Below are 16,369 nucleotides of genomic sequence, written 5' to 3'. Positions count from 1 at the left end.
CTATGCAATGAGTGAATTACAAAAAGCGTTCGAAGAAGCGCTCAATTACGTCAAAACCGCTGAGGGCGACTTCTCTCCCTCCAACGAAATGAAGCTGGAAATGTATGCGCTGTTCAAGCAAGCCAGCGAGGGTGATGTCAGCGGTTCCCGCCCCGGCATGATGGATTTTGTGGGGCGTGCGAAATATGACGCCTGGGCGAAGCTGAAAGGGGTGTCCAAGGATGAAGCGATGCAACGATATGTGGACGTAATTGCTGATTTGAAGAAGCGCTACAGCTAAGCGCTTGCCGGGAAACGGGCGCTCGTTCGTTTCCCTTTGTCTCTCCAAGCAGGCTCATCTCAGAGCCCGAAAAACCTAACAAAATAATCGACCGGCAAAAGTTTGCAAAAGCTTCATCAAACCAACTTTGCAGGCAACATTTCGTTGTAATAGAATTTAAGGATAATTATAAAAAGAAGAGCCAGCGAGGTTATCGTAATGGAAACTGCTGAATTAATGTTGCCGAACGAACCTGAATTTATTTGCCAATTGAAGCAGGCGATTGAGTCGCAGGGCTTCAGTCCCCGCACCGAACACTCTTACCTGCATTGGATTTATCGTTTTATTTCCTTTAATCAAAATCGCAGTCCAAAAGAGCTTGGCGAAAAAGACGTTCGCCGCTTTCTGCGATATGTCGCCACTACGTTGAGCGCTTCGCCTGCACGTTGCAAACAGGCGCTGAAAGCATTGCGCTTCATGTATCAGGATGTGCTGAAAAAGCCGCTGCCGGGTCTGGATGATATGCAGCCCGCCTAACGACAAACATCGCGTCGGAACTTAACGTTCCGTCGTAATCAGGTAATCATAATTATGGGTCGTTGGCGTCACTGGCGTGAAGCGGGGCTGCGGTGTATTTTCGGGAACGGTCAACGCCCGATGCTCATCCTGAGTTTTCCGGCTTTCTGCTTGCGTGGAGCGCTCTTTTAATTCAAATGGCGCTTCGGTTTCTTCTCCCGCCGCCGGAGCATCCAGCGATCCGCCAATGACCGCAGCGGATAACGCGGAGGAGTCCAGCGACTGCAAAGGGAAGGTTTCCAGCGTCGACTTTTCTTTATACCCCACCTCAGCGACAGGGGCTTCCGCCGCTATGGCCTGACCGCAGACGCAAAAGGATGCGAGAACAGACAGAACTGTTTTTCTTGTTGTGAGCATGACTATCCCCAGTAAACACGGATCAGGATGTCATCCTATTCTATTGACGATGCAGGCGGGTTCACCGCCTTTCGCCGTCTTTCGTGACCAGATTCACAAGGTGATTTATTTTTCCAGGCGGATATTATCGACAATCATCCACTTGGCGCCGTAATCATGAGTCGTGAAGATGAAAAAGTTGCGCACATCGCTAACATCCAGACGGCGACCGGATTTAGTCATTGTCCATTCATCAAAATCCAGAGTGTAATGATTCCATCCCTTCTTGGCCTGAAGGCGAATATTAACCCTGTCTTCAAACTTATCTGTCGGCATATCCAAATAGAAACCATCGTCTAAACGAACAGCCACATGCATGTCTTTCTCTGCAAATACGGAGAGCGACAACTTGGAATAGCCTGTCCAATCGTTCGGAAATTCAATAAAAGACGCTCCAGGGAACACGTCCTGCTTGCGCAGTTCAATATAAAGCGACTGCTCGCCATGGCTGGCCTGCTCACGGGTAAGCTTGATCACCCGCCCTGTCCAGCGCTGGCGATCGCGGGGGTTTTCAAAGTCCGCCAGTACAGGAAACTCCGCTCGCTGGTGTAAGGAGATATTAATCGCCTTCGCCACCGGCAAGCATGTGTATAAAAACGCAACTATAGCCAAGAGACAACGCAGAACGACAAAGTAGCGATTGCGTACGCCCTCCGCCGGCATCACCAGCATCAACCCTATCAGAGCTCCAGCGACATCCGCGAACACATCTCCCCAAGAGGGCGAACGACCGATTTGCGCCTGAATCAACTCCACGACGCCAGCGAATATGAACGCCGCCACAGGCGTCGCTAACCAAAGCCTGTTAGCGCCAAACCGGCGTACCTGCGGTAGACGCAGCGCCAAGGCCACCACAACGGCGGTCCAGACAACATGACCAAAGTCCCAAAGCGCGTTATACAGCATGGAAGAGCTTTTGTGCGGTCCCACATCCGCAAACAATAAATACAGGCCGGCGACAAACGCCAGACCAAACAACCAATGAACCTTACCTCTCTGAACAGGCGCCCGTGGCGCAGTCGCATACATCATAGTCACCCAGCGAAACGAAACGCCTTAAGCGCCGCAATACTCAATTTCAACAACAAAATAGGACTTCCTGCCGGCAGGCGTCGTCACTATCACTTCATCGTCCACTTGCTTCTTCAACAGCGCTTTCGCCATGGGGGAGTCAACGCTGATATATCCCTTCTGAGCGCCTAGCTCATCGGACCCAACAATACGATAACGGTGCTCGTCGCCCTCTTCATCCTCCAGCGTCACCCATGCCCCAAAGTAGGCGCGGCTCTGGTCCTCCGGCGCCCGATCCACCACCTTGACCTCATCCAGACGTTTGGTCAGATAACGGACTCGCCGGTCTATCTCCCGTAATTGCTTTTTTCCATAAATATACTCTGCGTTTTCACTGCGATCGCCCATAGCAGCGGCTTCGGATACGGCCTTGGTCACTTCAGGGCGTTTTACTTTCCACAAATACTGCAGTTCCTCCCGTAAAGCCCGTTCGCCTTCAGATGTGATATAGCGGGCTTTGGGAGGGCTGGGAGGACGATAACGACTCATCTTAAGTTCTCACGATAGATTCTGTGCGCTCAGGAACGCCCGCGTCTGCCTTTCTTTACGAGATAGGCGCCGGCGAACGCTGCAAGCAAACCTCCCACATAGCCAACAATGACCACATAAGAGGGAATAGCGACGGCATCACTCTCAGAGTTGCCTGCGCTGAGGGCGAACTGCATAACGGTCAATAAGCCCCACATGGCCAATACATGCCAATACTCAAGAAATCCGGCCATCCTGGCGGTCAGGTATCCCGCCAGGCCATCAAAGGCAATGCCTACCGCCATCAGAATCGCCATCAGCTCAAAGAGGGTGTCGGGATTGCTGAGCAATGCCTCAAGCTCCTCTTCGGAAGCGCCTCCCGGATACATCATCGCAAGATAAAAGCCGAATATGAGGCGAATGGCGATTATAGAGCAGCCAATATCAAAAACAGCTCCTAAAATGACTGCTCGGAAATTCAACGTCATAAGAAAATTAACTGCCGTATTTACCCAGTGAGTTGACTGACGCCGCATATGTTCCCGCCTTATACAACAGTAAAGCATGGGATGAAGGCGCTGGTGCAGGGTCAAATTCTATCGCGGCGGACAAAAAAAATCCCCTGCAAAACAGGGGATAATCTAGGCAGTGGCTAACGCTCTTAAAAAAAACAACACTCAAGGGCAGGACAACAACTACGACGATAAGCACATAAACAAAATAACAACTTTAAACACTGTGCTTTGCGCGTTTGGGTGAAACCTTCTTTTCACCATCCTTGAAGCTAAGACTACGGGTTGGCTTATTGCCCCAAGGTGGATTAATTATTAACCTTTTTTAAAGAGCGGGGTAATGCTTCAAATATGACTTAACTTCCTGTTTCCATAGAACATTCAGGGATACTTGACTTTCATCATGAAAAACTCCCGTTTTCCTGCATTCAATAGTTGAATTTAGGGTTGCGCCACTGTTATTGTCACGAACTAATCTGATGCAATTGGAATACCCCAGGTTAGATATAGCTAATGCGCCCAGTCAGGCCCCCCGAAGAAGTTGAGCAACTTAAAAGGAATATTCTGGATGTGGCCCTGCGCCTCATCGTTCAGGAAGGATTCGCCGCCCTCACCATGCGCAGGCTTGGCAAAGCCTTAGGCATGACCGCGCCGAACCTCTATAACTACTACCAAAGCAAAGACGAAATCTACGTCACCCTGATGATTCAGGGTTTCAGCAAACTGCGCGCCTATCTGATGAAAAGGGCGGATGCGGAGCAGGACGCCATCGCACGGGGACGCGCCATCATGCGCGGCTACATCGAGTTTGGCCTCAGCCAGCCTGAGCACTACGAACTGATGTTTTCTTCCCACGCGCCTAAATTCAGAGAATATAAAGGAACGGATATCGAGCCGCTTTCCAATCAGGAATACGCTCTATCCATGGAAGTCGCCAACTTTGCCGAGACTTGCCTGAGATCCGTCCTCGATCGGGTCGGTCTGAATGCTTCCAGCGATCAGCGCCGCACCATGCTGATTGAACTCTGGAGCCTGCTTCACGGTATGGTCAGTCTGCATCTCACAGGCAATACCGCCTATCTGACGGACACGCCTCTGGAAACTTACGAACACATTCTGGATTTGTTGTTACAACGTTTCGTAGACCGCCACCGAACACAGCAGGGGTAATTCCTCTGCTCCCAGGCAAATCTACAAGGCCTCGCCGGGAGTGGAAAAATTAGGTTGTCCCCTCTATTTTTTGTAGGTAGGTTCAGCACAATTTCACCACTTATCCTCTAGCGGACAGCCCAGGGAAAAACTCATCATGAAGACCCAAAATATTCTCAATAATGCATTGAACGGGCTCGATTACATCGGCTATCAGTTGGAACACTATGGCGTCACCGACAAAGTAAACCGACACGCCGTTCTGGCGTTCATCATGGCGGAGCAGAAACATCTGGAAGGCGAGCTGGACAGCATCAGCGCCCGCGTAGGCGTGCAAAAAGCCCGTATTGAGCGAGCGCGTAAACAAGTGGAGGGGCTTGTGAACACAACTTTGGAAACGGCCGCCTATCCGCTCAAGCAGACACTGAGCTTGATAAGATCGCGTTTGAACTAAGTTTTCTTCCAAACACGCTTGAAGAGAACTTCTGGAGAGGAAAAGCAAGACTTTACCTCTCCTCTGAAAATTAGCTTGGCAGGGCTGGCGATTTCCCAGTCGAGTCCTGTTCCAACGCAGGCGCAGCGGGAAGCGCTTTGGGCAAAGGCAACTTCATCTCCGCCCGCAAACCAGGCTGATTGTCCCTTAACTCCAGTGCGCCTTTGTGCATCTCGCATACGGCTTTCACCATACTCAGACCCAGCCCATTGCCTGGTAGTCCACGCGTCTTATCGACCCGATAAAACCTCTGCACTACCTTGTCTCGTTCCTCTTCGGAAATTCCGGGGCCTTCATCCCAAATGCTGATAACGGCCTGATCGAAAGCACGCAATCTCACGCCGACATTACCATTGACGGGCGTATATTTAATGGCGTTATCCAGCAAGTTAGCGATGGCCTGAAACAGCAAATCCCGGTCGCCTTTCACAATAATGTCCTGAGCAAGGTCCAGCGACAGCGTTTGCGACTTATCCGCCGCCAGGGCGTCATACAGCTCTACAGCGTCCGCCACAAGGCTATGCAGGTCCACTTCCGAGAAGTTGGCGCTGTAGCCGCCGGACTCAATACGCGCAATGCGCAACAACGCATTGAAGGTCTGCAGCAATTGATCCGCCTCTCCGATAATCTCCTGCACTACGGCGCGAGAGTCTTCTGGGAGATCTTTCTGGCATAGCAGCTCCAGCCTGCTGCGCACGCGGGTCAGCGGCGTCCGAAGATCGTGAGCGATATTGTCGGAGACATGGCGAACGCCCGCCATCAAAGCTTCTATTTGATCCAGCATGCGATTCAGGTGGTCCGCCAGCTCATCGAAGTCGTCCCCGGAACCGCGTACAGGAACCCGTAAGGACAGGTTACCCTGCATGATTTGCCGACTGGTGTGAGTGATGGCTTCGATTCGCCGTCGCGTACTTTTCGCCAGCGCCACGCCGCCCAGAAACGCCAGGCCGAGGGTAATAGCCACCCCCCATGTCAAAGAGCGCTCGATCAGCTCCCGCACCCTGAACAGATCAAAAATATCCCGCCCCACCAACAGGCGGTAGCCGCCCCGTAGTGTGAACACTCGCGCACGCGCCATGTGGGGAGCTGCGAAGCGGCCTCCGGAACGATTCAAATAAAAGCCGATCCAGCCGTCTTCATCCTCCACCAGCGCCGGCCATTCATTCAGATTTCCCGCCAGAGGCTGTAGATCGGAGTTGACCAACAGATACAATGATTCGCCTTGAGGATCGTTCAGAACTCGCTCATTCATGACGCTGACCATACCGCGCAGGCCCTGCCGCCGGTATTGCTCAGCCAATCCTTGAATCTCCGCCTGGATAGTTTCGTCGAACTGGGCGGACATGAAGCCCACCGTCGCCCAGTAAATGAAGCCTAGAAGGAAAAGTACAGAGGCTGCGAAGAGCAGCATGTACAATATTGCGAACTGAAATGCCGAGGTGCGTAATAGCTTAGGCAGCTTCACGTAGGACGTACCCTGCTCCACGAATGGTGTGCAACAAGGGTGTCTCAAAATCCTTATCGATCTTGGCCCGCAAACGGCTGATATGAACATCGATAACGTTGGTTTGCGGATCAAAGTGATAATCCCACACTTTCTCCAGCAACATAGTGCGCGTAAGAACCTGGCCGGGATTGCGCATAAAGTATTCCAACAGACGGAATTCTCGCGGCTGCAAATCAATGGACAAGCCATTACGCTTGACTGTACGCGCCAACAGGTCCATTTCCAGATCCGCCACTTTCAGCGTAGTGACTACGTCCTGCTGTTGCTGGGAACGGCGCAGCAAGGCTTCGATACGCGCCAACAACTCGCTGAAGGAGAAGGGTTTAACCAGATAATCGTCGCCGCCGGCGCGCAAGCCCTGAACGCGATCGTCCACTTCGCCAAGCGCGCTCAATACCAGCACTGGCGTTTTGGAGCCGCCCGCACGCAACATGCGCACTACAGACAAGCCGTCCAGCTCCGGCAACATACGATCCACTAAAAGCAGATCATAACTTTCGGTCGTGGCCATATGCAGGCCGGTTTTTCCGTTGTCTGTGGCGTCCACCACATATCCGCTTTCCTTGAGTCCCTTACTCAGATAGGCAGCTACATCTTTATCGTCTTCAATAACTAAAACTCGCATTTTTCATCCCCGTCTCTTCACTACCTGATACCACTACAGAAACAGAAGTTCCTTGCCAACAGCGTCCAAACTCATCCGCCGCGCGCCCGCTTGATTTGCTCATAGGCGGTGCGGATCTCCTGAGTTTTCTCCGTCGCTATCTTAACCATTTCCTCCGGCAGGCCCTTCGACACCAGCTTATCCGGATGGTGCTGACTCATCAGACGCCGGTAGGCTTTCTTAATTTCATCATCAGTAGAGTTTTCATTCACTCCCAGCGCGGCGTAAGCGTCCGATAGACTCGGCGTCTTCTCTTTCGCGCCAGCGTGGAAACCTTCCTGGGCGTAACGCTGTCTGGCGATAGCCATCGCCAGCAAGCTTTCAAATTGATGACGGCTGAATCCCAGTGTTTCAGCCACTTCACGCAGAATACGTTGTTCATTGGCGTGCAGATCCTGATCCGCCAGCGCAGTCGCCAGCAATATCTCCAGGAACATCTGCAGTAAGTTGGCGCGACGATGGCACTCTTCCCGGAACTGGAGCAATACCGCTTGCAGGTCGAACTCCGGCTGCTTACCGCGATTGAATAATTCAATCGCCAACTTTTCCTGTTCCGGATTCAGTTGCATACCCGCCATGATGTGGCGCGCAGCCTGAATTTCCACCTCACTGACGCGGCCATCAGCTTTGGCGACATGTCCCATTACACTGAACACGGCGGTGAAGAAGGCCGTTTGCACCCGCTCCTGATCGCCAGCCCCCCAGTTCGGCGGTTCTAACTCGATCCGCTGTACGCCGACGTCAAAACTATGTCCGATTGCAGCGCCGAGCAATCCCCCTAAGGGACCACCTAATGCATATCCAAATGCGCCGCCGATAACTTTTCCCCACCAGCCCATTAAGTTCCAAGTCTCCAGTCGTCGTCTGATGTTAATTTACTAAGCTGGTAGTTCATTATTTACCCATTGCGTAGTCTAGGTACAGGGTAAATAAACGCCCAGTTAAGATTTAGTAATTTGGGGGCGAAGCCGCTTATTGCAACCATCCCAGCGTCTCCCACGTATTTCCGAGGGGAATATACTCTGCGCTCACCCACCCTTGATAACCCATTTCATCAAGCTGGGAGAAAATATATGCGAAGTTGATTTCGCCAGTTCCAGGTTGATGACGCCCTGGATTATCGGCGAACTGAATATGTCCGATCTGAGCGAGGTGACGCTTGATAGTCCGCACCAAATCGCCCTCCATCACTTGCATATGATAGATATCGTATTGATATTTAATATTACTGACGCCTGAGAGTTGAATCGCACGCAGCGCCTTTTCTGTGCTGTCGACCAGAAAACCAGGGACATCCAGGCTATTGATCGCTTCCAGTGTCAGCACAATGCCCTCGTCATTCAGCTTTTTCGCCGCATAGCGCAAATTCTCGGTCAGCGTGAGCCATGCCTGCTCATCGCTTACTGAAGCAGGCTTTATCCCCGCCAAGCAATTCAATCTGGACGCGCCGAGAGCCTTGGCGTATGTGATAGCCAATTCCACCCCTTCCCTAAACTCTCTCTCCCGGCCCGGAATGCACGCAATTCCGCGCTCACCGGCATCCCAATCCCCAGCAGGTATGTTATGCAGTACTACACTGACGCCGGCGTTCTCTCGGCTGGCGGACAATAAAGCTTTATCCCAGGCATAAGGAAACTGCATTTCCACTCCGTTGAATCCAGCTTCGGCGGCCGCCGTAAAACGCGCCTCCATGGGAATGTCCGTAAACAGCATGGACAAGTTGGCGGCGAACTTAGGCATCCTTATGCTCTCCATCAAGACGAATCTGATTAAGCGCCTCTATGTGCAGCAATAGGCCGCTGTGGTCCACATTCTCATGCCCGGCTTCCAACAAAGCCTGATATTCCTCGAAAACCTGTTCGGTGAGGGGCAGAGTTAACCCCTCCGCTTTGGCCTCATCAAGGATCATGGTCAAATCTTTGTGCTGTACTCTGGCTGTCGCTCCTGGCTGGAAATCGCGCTCCAGCATGCGGCGGCCGTGTAAATCCAGAATACGGCTTGATGCGAACCCTCCCAGCAACGCCTCTCGCACAGCCACCGGATCGGCGCCGCCTTTGGCCGCCAACATTAAGGCTTCGCCCACAGCGCCGATGGTGATCCCCACAATCGCCTGATTAGCGAGCTTCGCCAGTTGTCCAGCGCCATGAGGACCGATGTAGGTAGCTTTGCCCAGTGCGCCGAAGACAGGCTGGGCTTTGTCATACTGACTCCGCTCGCCTCCCACCATTATCGATAACGTCGCCTGCGCTGCCCCCACTGTCCCGCCTGAGACGGGCGCATCCAGGTGAGCCACCTCTCTTGCCTGCAGATAACCAGCGTGTTTACGCGCCAATGATGGCGGAATAGAGCCCATATCGATGACTAAAGCCCCGGGCGGAACAGCATCTGCAACGCCCTGCCGCATCAGAATATCGTCAACCACAGGGCCGTTTTCCAGCATCAGAATAACAACTTCCGCCTTTGCAACCGCCTGCGCAGGCTCGTCAGCAATATGGGCTCGCTCAGCAAACGCTTCGGCCTTTGCGCGAGTGCGGTTCCATAGCGTCAAGGAATAACCAGCGCCTAACAGATTCTCCACCATGGGCGCGCCCATCAAGCCGACGCCAAGAAAAGCGATATGCATGGGGTCTATTCCTCCAGAGCTTGACCACAGGTTTTCCGCAAAAAAAAACCGCCATGCGGCGGTTTTTTCAATATCTGGCGTCGCTTATGCTTCAAGCATCAATTTGACTTTTTTCATCGCATTCTTTTCCAGCTGCCGTATACGCTCAGCGGAAACGCCGTACTCATCGGCAAGCTCATGCAGCGTGGCTTTACTTTCAGCCAACCAGCGCTTTTGAATGATGTCTTTGCTACGCTCATCCAACTGGGTCAGCGCGTCATGGAGACGACTGTTGGAATCCTCTTCCCAGTTTTCATTTTCCAGCATCATCGCCGGATCGTAGCGGCGATCTTCCAAATAATTCGCCGGAGCCCTGAACGCCGTTTCGTCGTCTTCATCCGCCCCTGCGTCAAAAGACGTATCCTGGCCAGCCAATCGGCTTTCCATTTCCCGCACAACATGGGTATCGACGCCCAAATCCTCCGCAACGGCTTTGGCTTCGTCGTTAGTCAGCCAAGCCAGACGCTTCTTGGCGGAGCGCAGGTTAAAGAACAGCTTACGTTGCGCTTTGGTGGTCGCCACTTTGACGATACGCCAGTTACGCAATATGAACTCGTGAATTTCCGCTTTAATCCAGTGCACCGCGAAGGAAACCAGACGAACGCCAAACTCAGGGTTGAAGCGCTTAACCGCTTTCATCAATCCAATATTCCCTTCCTGGACCAAATCAGCCTGAGACAGACCGTATCCGGAATAACTCTTGGCGATATGCACCACAAAGCGAAGGTGAGCCATGACTAACTGTCTGGCTGCGTATAAGTCCTCGTTCTGGTGGAAACGTTCCGCCAATTCGCGCTCTTCTTCAGCGCTGAGAACAGGAATGCTGTTTACCGCGTGAACGTATCCCTCCAGATTCCCTACTGGAGCAAGCATTTCTACCGGCCGTAAACTGGTACCCATTCAAAATCTCCAATTATCTAACTCGACGTGAAAATATAGCACTTGACGATTAGACTGCCAACGTAGTCGAAAGTTCCCATTGTAACGAAATGTATCACTACTATCGACTTTACCGTTCGCGCCTGAAAGCCTTTGCGAGCTTACTCCCATCAAGCTCGCCGCCCGCTCTGGATAATAGGGCTTAACTGTAATTAAGGCCGGCTGCCGTTATTTCAATAGCCGGCCGATATTAAAAATTGGTCATTTAGGCTCAATATCGTCCAAATGCCGTCTAACCGCCAACCAAGCGCCGCCGCACCCCAGGAAAGAACCCGTCAGCAACAGAAGGGAAGAGGCCTCGACTGACAGCCCAGACAGGTTGAAGCTGCTGTAATACAATGCAGCCAGCTGGTTTACAGGACCGCTTAGCCATAGCAGAGCCATATTCACCAACAGCCAAGCCAGTAAAGCCCCGCCTACGCCATACCAGAACCCAGTATACAAAAACGGCCTGCGTACAAAGGGATCAGTGCCGCCAACCAGCTTGACCACCAGAATTTCATCTTTACGATTCTCAATCGCCAGCCGAATGGTGTTGCCGATGATCAGTATCACCGCCAATCCCAATAAGGCTCCAATGGCCAGGGTGCTGCGCCCCAGTACTTCAAACAACGCATTCAGACGTTTCACCCATTGCAAGTCCAGTTGCACATTGTCCACTTCAGGTAACTTGGACAGCGAATCCGTAAACGTCTGCACCTTTTCCGCCTGGCCGTACTCAGGCGCAGGCTGCAATACAATCACCGCTGGCAACGGGTTGTCATCTAGATAAGCCAGCACATCCCCCCATCCAGACAGGGATTTAAACTCCTCCAACGCCTGACTGCGGTTAATGAACTGCATCGACTGAACTTCAGGCCGCTCTTTAAGTTTCTGCGCCAATTGGTAGGCGGCCTGATCGTCAACATCCAGTTTCATATAAAGCGATATGCGCGATGCGCCTTCCAGCCCTTCCGTCAATCCACCGAGATTGCCCAACATGACAAACAGCCCAGAGGGTAAGGCCAGGGCCACAGCAATAACCAACCATGTCATCAAACTGGAGAAAGGACTCCGTATCAGACGCATCAGGCTGTCGCGAGCGACAAGACGATGGTGTGAAAAGTAGGCTTCCAGGCCGCTTTGCTCCAATCCAGCAGAGGCGCCTTGTCGCGGTGGCGCTTCCGCTGGCGGAGGAGGCGGCTGTTTACGTCCCGATCTAGAGGGGCTGGCTCCGCGCGGTATATTTTCTTTCATATTCTTTTATTCTCTTCGCTCGGGAGGTTGCGCTCAGCCACGACCAGCCACCAATTGGCCATGATCAAGTCGGATAACGCGATGCTTCATATGGGAAATCAACGCCAAGTCGTGACTGGCGATCAGCACTGTCACCCCAACCTGATTAAACTGTTGGAACAACCGCATGATCTCAGCGGACAATTCCGGGTCCAGGTTTCCCGTAGGCTCATCAGCAAGCAACAATGGCGGCTTATTCACCACCGCACGGGCTATGCCCACTCGCTGCTGCTCCCCGCCAGATAAAGTGATGGGCAATGAGTTTTCTTTTTTCAGGAGTCCTACTTTATCCAGAGACGCGCGTACCCGTCTTCCAATTTCCCGGGAGGAAACGCCGGCAATTTCCAAGGGCAACGCCACGTTTTGAAATACAGTGCGATCAAATAACAGGTGGTGGTTCTGAAACACCACGCCAACATGTCGACGAAAATAAGGAATTTGCCGGCGTGGAAACTTCTCAAGGTTTTGTCCGCCAACATAAATCCGTCCTTGATTAGGACGCTCCATTAGCATGATCAACTTAAGCAGCGTGCTTTTCCCCGCACCGGAATGTCCGGTCAGGAACGCCATCTCGCCGCGCCGCAATGAGAAACTGACATCGGAAATGGCTTCGAACCCACCGCTGTAGCGTTTTGAGACCCGATCAAAGTGGATCATGCTGTCGCCGATCATAAGCTTCCTCTTTACCTCATCGCCCTTCAGGCTTCGGTTTTATGCGTCAAACAGCGCATCCACAAATTCGTTGGCGTCAAAAGGACGCAGATCGTCAATGCCTTCACCTACGCCAATGTAACGAATCGGCAACCCGTGCTGCTTGGCGATGGCGAACAATATGCCGCCCTTCGCCGTGCCATCCAGTTTAGTGATAGTAATGCCGGAAACGCCCACCGCCTGACGGAACAACTGGGCCTGACTCAGCGCATTCTGACCAGTGCCTGCGTCCAGCACCAGCATCACTTCATGCGGGGCGTCAGGATCATGTTTCTTGATGACGCGCACGACTTTTTCCAATTCGGACATCAGGTTCTCTTTGTTCTGCAAACGTCCCGCCGTATCTGCAATAACGACATCCACCCCGCGAGACTTGGCCGCCTGCACGGCGTCAAAGATAACAGAGGCGCTATCAGCGCCAGTGTGCTGGGCGACGACCGGCACATTATTGCGCTCGCCCCAGACCTGTAATTGCTCCACCGCAGCGGCTCGGAAAGTGTCCCCTGCCGCCAAAATGACAGACCGACCTTCCTGTTGGAATTTGTTGGCCAGCTTACCGATAGTCGTAGTCTTACCAACGCCGTTAACGCCGACCACCAGAATGACATACGGGGTTTTCTTTTCTATTTGCAAAGGACTTGAGCACGGTTCCAGCAAGCCGCGAAGTTCTTCTTTCAGCGCGTCATACAGTGCGGACGAATCCTTTAGCTGGTTACGATCAAGCTTTTCAGTAATCGACTGAGTAATCTGCGTAGTGGCTTCGATGCCGACATCAGCGGACAACAGCAGCGTTTCAATTTCTTCAAGCAATTCGCCATCTATCGCTTTGGAGCCGGCGAACAGGGCCATCAGGTTCTGACTGAACTGCCCCCGCGTCTTGCTCAGGCCTGAGCGAACTCTCGCCAGCCAACCGCCGGCCGGCTCCTGCGACGGCGCTTCTTGGGGAACAGCAGGTTGCGCCTTTGGAGGCGTTACGCCCTTCGCCTCTGTTTTCTTCTGCGTCTCGGGAGGACTCAATTCAAATGGACGCGGGCGCGGAAGGCTATTTCTACGGGACAGAATGTCGGCGATCAATAACAATACCGACAGCCCCATCAGGGCCAGAAACACATAGTTGATCATTGAATGCATATCAGAGATGTCCAAAACTTAGGCGAAGATGCAAATGGGGCCCTATTCTATTAACCTGCGATGTTTGTACGCAAGGCTAACGGCCCTACCCGCTCCGCCTCTTCCTGACATTCGCAGTCGGATTAGGGCCGTTACGCCCAAGACGCCTGATTATTTTTATTTCATTCGGACCATACACACAGCATGAGACATAAAGGCAAGCCCACCCCAGAGTTGGGCCAACTGCGCATTATTGGCGGCGCTCATCGAGGGCGAAAACTGACATTTCCCGCCTTGGATGGGGTTCGTCCCACTCCAGATCGGGTGCGGGAAACGCTGTTCAACTGGCTAATGCCCATTTTTCCCGGCCCTCGTTGCTTGGACGTTTTTTGTGGTAGCGGCGCACTGGGATTGGAAGCGCTTTCCCGGGGCGCTGCGGATGTGACCTTTATTGATCAAAGCCCGGTGATTGCATCTCATTTGAAAAGCCAAATACAGCTTTTACGCGCGGATAACGCCAGCGTAGCGAACGCAGACGCACTGAGTTGGTTAAAAGCTGCGTCGCCGGACAAGCCCTGGGAGGTTGTATTTCTTGATCCGCCTTTCAGAAAAGAGTTTCTTGCTCCCGCCCTGCAAATCCTGGCGGAAAGAAAACTGCTGGCAGCAAACGCCTATGTGTATATCGAAGCAGAGGTAGAGCTCAATCCGCTTCCACTACCTCCCGGCTGGGCTATTTCCCGTCATAAGACAGCCGGTCAAGTGCAATATGCACTATGTCTGGTCCGCCAGCCAGACTAATTCTTAGCGGCGCCCACTACCGGAGAGCGCCGCATTCAGGCTTTCATCTTCAGTACGCGATTATCATGGATATACGGGAAGACTGTAGCCGCGAGTGATAATATGCTCCCAAATATTGGCTTCCGAGTCAGATACTGTCATTAAGTCAAAATCCAATGGCGAACCGCCGTCCACAACATTGACGGTGCTGGCGTTTTCATCACTTAGATCGTCATCCAGGTCCCGGTCATATAAGAAAGCGCCGCCTGCATACATACAGATGTTGGTTGGCGCATAGGTAATGTCGGACGAGCCGTCGCTGGAGACGATGTACTTGTCGCTGCCCGAGTCATAGGTCAGAAACTGTCTCTGCGCATACTGACTAAAGTCAGTTGGGCTATGATCATTTCCCGGACCGGCCCAGTTGCAGATAAATCCGTTAATTTGACCGCTCAGGCTATCCTGAACTCTGTCGCCAAAACCAAAGTAGGCTTCGCCTCCGGCTGTGGTCTCTATACCTATATCCAAAATCCGCGCATGGGAGTCGCCTGAACCCGCCTGCCACGAATAAGAATAGAGGCCCAGCAGACTGTCGGTATTAAACTCAGCTGTAAATACATTGAAGTTGTCCGCCCACGCCCCACCCGGATCAACAGCAAAGGCCTCGCTCAATACCGTAGAGGAAACCAGATTATCCCGGATATCCGCTGCAGGCGTCGTACTGGCCCAGCCACAGGCTGTGGCGCTTCTTGATTGCAAAGTGACGTTGGTGGAACCCGTTTTCTTGTAATGCACCGAGCCATTGTGGGAGACATTGTTATCTCCCACCCCGCAATTACCGCCGGCGAAGACATCTTCTACAAGATAGGAAAAAAGTCCTTCGAACAAGCCCGCATCACGATCAGTAATGGCATGCTGCAAGTTCAGGGAGATATTACGCGCCCCAGATCCGTCGTCGTAGTTCACGGACAAACTGTAAGACCAGACAGAGCCGCCTGCATCCAGGCTCATGACTGCACTGTTAAAGGTCATACTGCTCAGACTCAACGCATTCAGCTCAGCCGCCAGGTCGACACTCGTTCCCGGGCTGATATCGTCCGGCCAGGTCGCGCCAGTGGACTCGTACACCGCCACCATGCCCGCCAACGTCAGCATCCCCATGCCTACACGCGCCTGGACATCCCGCATTCGCGCGTTCAACTGGGCCGCCGCACAGGCTTCACCGTCTGACGTACTGGCGTTCCAAATACCCAGATCCCCACTCGGCAGTTCGCCCGAACCGGGATCGCCCATCCCCGCGTCAGGGTGGTTTTGCCACTTTAATGTCGGTCCGTAACAGGAGGCATTACCACCGCGGGTAAAGAACGCCGTCGGATCAAAGCTCGCAGTCAACGCCAAGTCTCGGCTCAAAACCCGAGAGATGGTCGCAGACGTTTCCGTGTAGGCGCTTGAAGACGCCACCGCTGAGGCGGAAAAGGCAACGCTGGGAAGTTCCTTCCGTTGCGATTTGTCGCCGACTTTTAGAGCCCCCAGACCACTGGAGGCGTCCACAGGACTGGCCACAGTCACGCCTGTGGGGAAATCAACCGTAGCGGACACGCTTCCGCTACTACCGCTATCTGATGAGTTGTTGTCAGAATCACACCCGCCAAGGATGAGCAAGGTGAGCAAAGAGATATATAAGAAAGTCCCGACTGTTCTTTCGCTTTTCATGTTTCCTCCTGATAGATGAACAGCGCAAAGTGCGGCGGACTGATTCTCGCCTGAATCAGAAGAAAGTATGGTCAAAGATTAGGGAAA

19 protein-coding genes are annotated in these 16,369 nt (G+C 52.8%); 5 read left to right on the top strand and 14 right to left on the bottom strand.

Annotation, left to right across the window (positions count from 1 at the left end; genetic code table 11):
• Nucleotides 1–7 precede the first annotated feature (7 nt).
• Entirely contained in the window at nt 8–280 is a 273-nt protein-coding gene (locus AC2IBB_RS04305) for an acyl-CoA-binding protein (protein WP_486331672.1), read from the top strand.
• Between the two features lie 198 nt (nt 281–478).
• The gene (locus AC2IBB_RS04300) at nt 479–796 is read left to right on the top strand and encodes a site-specific integrase (RefSeq protein ID WP_216738847.1); all 318 of its coding nucleotides are present in this window, start codon (nt 479–481) and stop codon (nt 794–796) included.
• A 21-nt stretch (nt 797–817) separates the two neighbouring features.
• Here AC2IBB_RS04300 and AC2IBB_RS04295 read toward each other — a convergent pair whose 3' ends face one another.
• From AC2IBB_RS04295 to AC2IBB_RS04280, 4 genes are all read right to left on the bottom strand, one after another.
• Entirely contained in the window at nt 818–1,192 is a 375-nt protein-coding gene (locus AC2IBB_RS04295) for a hypothetical protein (protein ID WP_486331671.1), read from the bottom strand.
• 105 nt (nt 1,193–1,297) lie between these two features.
• Nucleotides 1,298–2,263 (bottom strand): VanZ family protein, encoded by a 966-nt coding sequence (locus tag AC2IBB_RS04290; RefSeq protein WP_486331670.1) that lies wholly within the window; start codon nt 2,261–2,263, stop codon nt 1,298–1,300.
• A 24-nt stretch (nt 2,264–2,287) separates the two neighbouring features.
• Complete coding sequence (gene greB / locus AC2IBB_RS04285) at nt 2,288–2,791, bottom strand: transcription elongation factor GreB (protein WP_486331669.1); 504 nt, start codon at nt 2,789–2,791, stop codon at nt 2,288–2,290.
• A 29-nt stretch (nt 2,792–2,820) separates the two neighbouring features.
• Complete coding sequence (locus AC2IBB_RS04280; RefSeq protein WP_486331668.1) at nt 2,821–3,258, bottom strand: hypothetical protein; 438 nt, start codon at nt 3,256–3,258, stop codon at nt 2,821–2,823.
• A 537-nt stretch (nt 3,259–3,795) separates the two neighbouring features.
• Here AC2IBB_RS04280 and AC2IBB_RS04275 point away from each other — a divergent pair.
• Together AC2IBB_RS04275 and AC2IBB_RS04270 are read left to right on the top strand one after the other, a co-directional pair.
• Nucleotides 3,796–4,452, top strand: a complete 657-nt coding sequence (locus tag AC2IBB_RS04275; protein WP_486331667.1) for a TetR/AcrR family transcriptional regulator — start codon at nt 3,796–3,798, stop codon at nt 4,450–4,452.
• A gap of 136 nt (nt 4,453–4,588) precedes the next feature.
• Complete coding sequence (locus AC2IBB_RS04270) at nt 4,589–4,885, top strand: hypothetical protein (protein ID WP_486331666.1); 297 nt, start codon at nt 4,589–4,591, stop codon at nt 4,883–4,885.
• Nucleotides 4,886–4,955: 70 nt separating this feature from the next.
• Here the strand turns inward: AC2IBB_RS04270 and AC2IBB_RS04265 are convergent, their stop codons facing one another.
• The 9 genes from AC2IBB_RS04265 to ftsY form a co-directional block, all read right to left on the bottom strand.
• Complete coding sequence (locus AC2IBB_RS04265; RefSeq protein WP_486331665.1) at nt 4,956–6,389, bottom strand: HAMP domain-containing sensor histidine kinase; 1,434 nt, start codon at nt 6,387–6,389, stop codon at nt 4,956–4,958.
• On the bottom strand, nt 6,376–7,056 hold the full coding sequence (locus tag AC2IBB_RS04260) for a response regulator transcription factor (protein ID WP_011394559.1): 681 nt from the start codon (nt 7,054–7,056) through the stop codon (nt 6,376–6,378). The genes AC2IBB_RS04265 and AC2IBB_RS04260 overlap by 14 nt, the downstream gene beginning before the upstream one ends.
• A 71-nt stretch (nt 7,057–7,127) precedes the next feature.
• Complete coding sequence (djlA, locus tag AC2IBB_RS04255; protein WP_486331664.1) at nt 7,128–7,934, bottom strand: co-chaperone DjlA; 807 nt, start codon at nt 7,932–7,934, stop codon at nt 7,128–7,130.
• A 133-nt stretch (nt 7,935–8,067) separates the two neighbouring features.
• Nucleotides 8,068–8,835, bottom strand: a complete 768-nt coding sequence (gene hyi, locus AC2IBB_RS04250; RefSeq protein WP_486331663.1) for a hydroxypyruvate isomerase — start codon at nt 8,833–8,835, stop codon at nt 8,068–8,070.
• On the bottom strand, nt 8,828–9,718 hold the full coding sequence (locus AC2IBB_RS04245) for an NAD(P)-dependent oxidoreductase (protein ID WP_486331662.1): 891 nt from the start codon (nt 9,716–9,718) through the stop codon (nt 8,828–8,830). Before AC2IBB_RS04245 ends, hyi begins: the two co-directional genes overlap by 8 nt.
• A gap of 84 nt (nt 9,719–9,802) precedes the next feature.
• Nucleotides 9,803–10,657, bottom strand: a complete 855-nt coding sequence (rpoH, locus tag AC2IBB_RS04240) for an RNA polymerase sigma factor RpoH (protein ID WP_216738859.1) — start codon at nt 10,655–10,657, stop codon at nt 9,803–9,805.
• Nucleotides 10,658–10,897: 240 nt separating this feature from the next.
• The gene (ftsX, locus tag AC2IBB_RS04235; RefSeq protein WP_486331661.1) at nt 10,898–11,932 is read right to left on the bottom strand and encodes a permease-like cell division protein FtsX; all 1,035 of its coding nucleotides are present in this window, start codon (nt 11,930–11,932) and stop codon (nt 10,898–10,900) included.
• A 33-nt stretch (nt 11,933–11,965) separates the two neighbouring features.
• Complete coding sequence (gene ftsE / locus AC2IBB_RS04230) at nt 11,966–12,628, bottom strand: cell division ATP-binding protein FtsE (RefSeq protein ID WP_486333921.1); 663 nt, start codon at nt 12,626–12,628, stop codon at nt 11,966–11,968.
• A gap of 54 nt (nt 12,629–12,682) precedes the next feature.
• On the bottom strand, nt 12,683–13,813 hold the full coding sequence (gene ftsY, locus AC2IBB_RS04225) for a signal recognition particle-docking protein FtsY (RefSeq protein ID WP_486331660.1): 1,131 nt from the start codon (nt 13,811–13,813) through the stop codon (nt 12,683–12,685).
• Nucleotides 13,814–13,996: 183 nt separating this feature from the next.
• On the opposite strand from ftsY, the gene rsmD reads away from it, so the two are divergent.
• On the top strand, nt 13,997–14,590 hold the full coding sequence (gene rsmD, locus AC2IBB_RS04220) for a 16S rRNA (guanine(966)-N(2))-methyltransferase RsmD (protein WP_486331659.1): 594 nt from the start codon (nt 13,997–13,999) through the stop codon (nt 14,588–14,590).
• Between the two features lie 63 nt (nt 14,591–14,653).
• Here the strand turns inward: rsmD and AC2IBB_RS04215 are convergent, their stop codons facing one another.
• Nucleotides 14,654–16,282: a hypothetical protein gene (locus AC2IBB_RS04215; RefSeq protein ID WP_486331658.1), complete on the bottom strand. Its 1,629-nt coding sequence runs from the start codon at nt 16,280–16,282 to the stop codon at nt 14,654–14,656.
• Nucleotides 16,283–16,369 lie beyond the last annotated feature (87 nt).

This window comes from Hahella sp. NS-SX17 (assembly GCF_057367735.1).
This window is presented reverse-complemented; position numbering and strand designations above follow the sequence as displayed.

Coding starts and splice junctions, on each gene's coding strand:
- AC2IBB_RS04290 (WP_486331670.1), bottom strand. CDS start 2,263: ATGATGTATGCGACTGCGCCACGGGCGCCTGTTCAGAGAGGTAAGGTT.
- ftsY (WP_486331660.1), bottom strand. CDS start 13,813: ATGCATTCAATGATCAACTATGTGTTTCTGGCCCTGATGGGGCTGTCG.
- AC2IBB_RS04270 (WP_486331666.1), top strand. CDS start 4,589: ATGAAGACCCAAAATATTCTCAATAATGCATTGAACGGGCTCGATTAC.
- AC2IBB_RS04260 (WP_011394559.1), bottom strand. CDS start 7,056: ATGCGAGTTTTAGTTATTGAAGACGATAAAGATGTAGCTGCCTATCTG.
- ftsE (WP_486333921.1), bottom strand. CDS start 12,628: ATGATCCACTTTGATCGGGTCTCAAAACGCTACAGCGGTGGGTTCGAA.
- AC2IBB_RS04295 (WP_486331671.1), bottom strand. CDS start 1,192: ATGCTCACAACAAGAAAAACAGTTCTGTCTGTTCTCGCATCCTTTTGC.
- AC2IBB_RS04300 (WP_216738847.1), top strand. CDS start 479: ATGGAAACTGCTGAATTAATGTTGCCGAACGAACCTGAATTTATTTGC.
- rpoH (WP_216738859.1), bottom strand. CDS start 10,657: ATGGGTACCAGTTTACGGCCGGTAGAAATGCTTGCTCCAGTAGGGAAT.
- djlA (WP_486331664.1), bottom strand. CDS start 7,934: ATGGGCTGGTGGGGAAAAGTTATCGGCGGCGCATTTGGATATGCATTA.
- greB (WP_486331669.1), bottom strand. CDS start 2,791: ATGAGTCGTTATCGTCCTCCCAGCCCTCCCAAAGCCCGCTATATCACA.
- AC2IBB_RS04215 (WP_486331658.1), bottom strand. CDS start 16,282: ATGAAAAGCGAAAGAACAGTCGGGACTTTCTTATATATCTCTTTGCTC.
- AC2IBB_RS04280 (WP_486331668.1), bottom strand. CDS start 3,258: ATGACGTTGAATTTCCGAGCAGTCATTTTAGGAGCTGTTTTTGATATT.
- AC2IBB_RS04275 (WP_486331667.1), top strand. CDS start 3,796: ATGCGCCCAGTCAGGCCCCCCGAAGAAGTTGAGCAACTTAAAAGGAAT.
- ftsX (WP_486331661.1), bottom strand. CDS start 11,932: ATGAAAGAAAATATACCGCGCGGAGCCAGCCCCTCTAGATCGGGACGT.
- rsmD (WP_486331659.1), top strand. CDS start 13,997: ATGAGACATAAAGGCAAGCCCACCCCAGAGTTGGGCCAACTGCGCATT.
- AC2IBB_RS04305 (WP_486331672.1), top strand. CDS start 8: ATGAGTGAATTACAAAAAGCGTTCGAAGAAGCGCTCAATTACGTCAAA.
- hyi (WP_486331663.1), bottom strand. CDS start 8,835: ATGCCTAAGTTCGCCGCCAACTTGTCCATGCTGTTTACGGACATTCCC.
- AC2IBB_RS04245 (WP_486331662.1), bottom strand. CDS start 9,718: ATGCATATCGCTTTTCTTGGCGTCGGCTTGATGGGCGCGCCCATGGTG.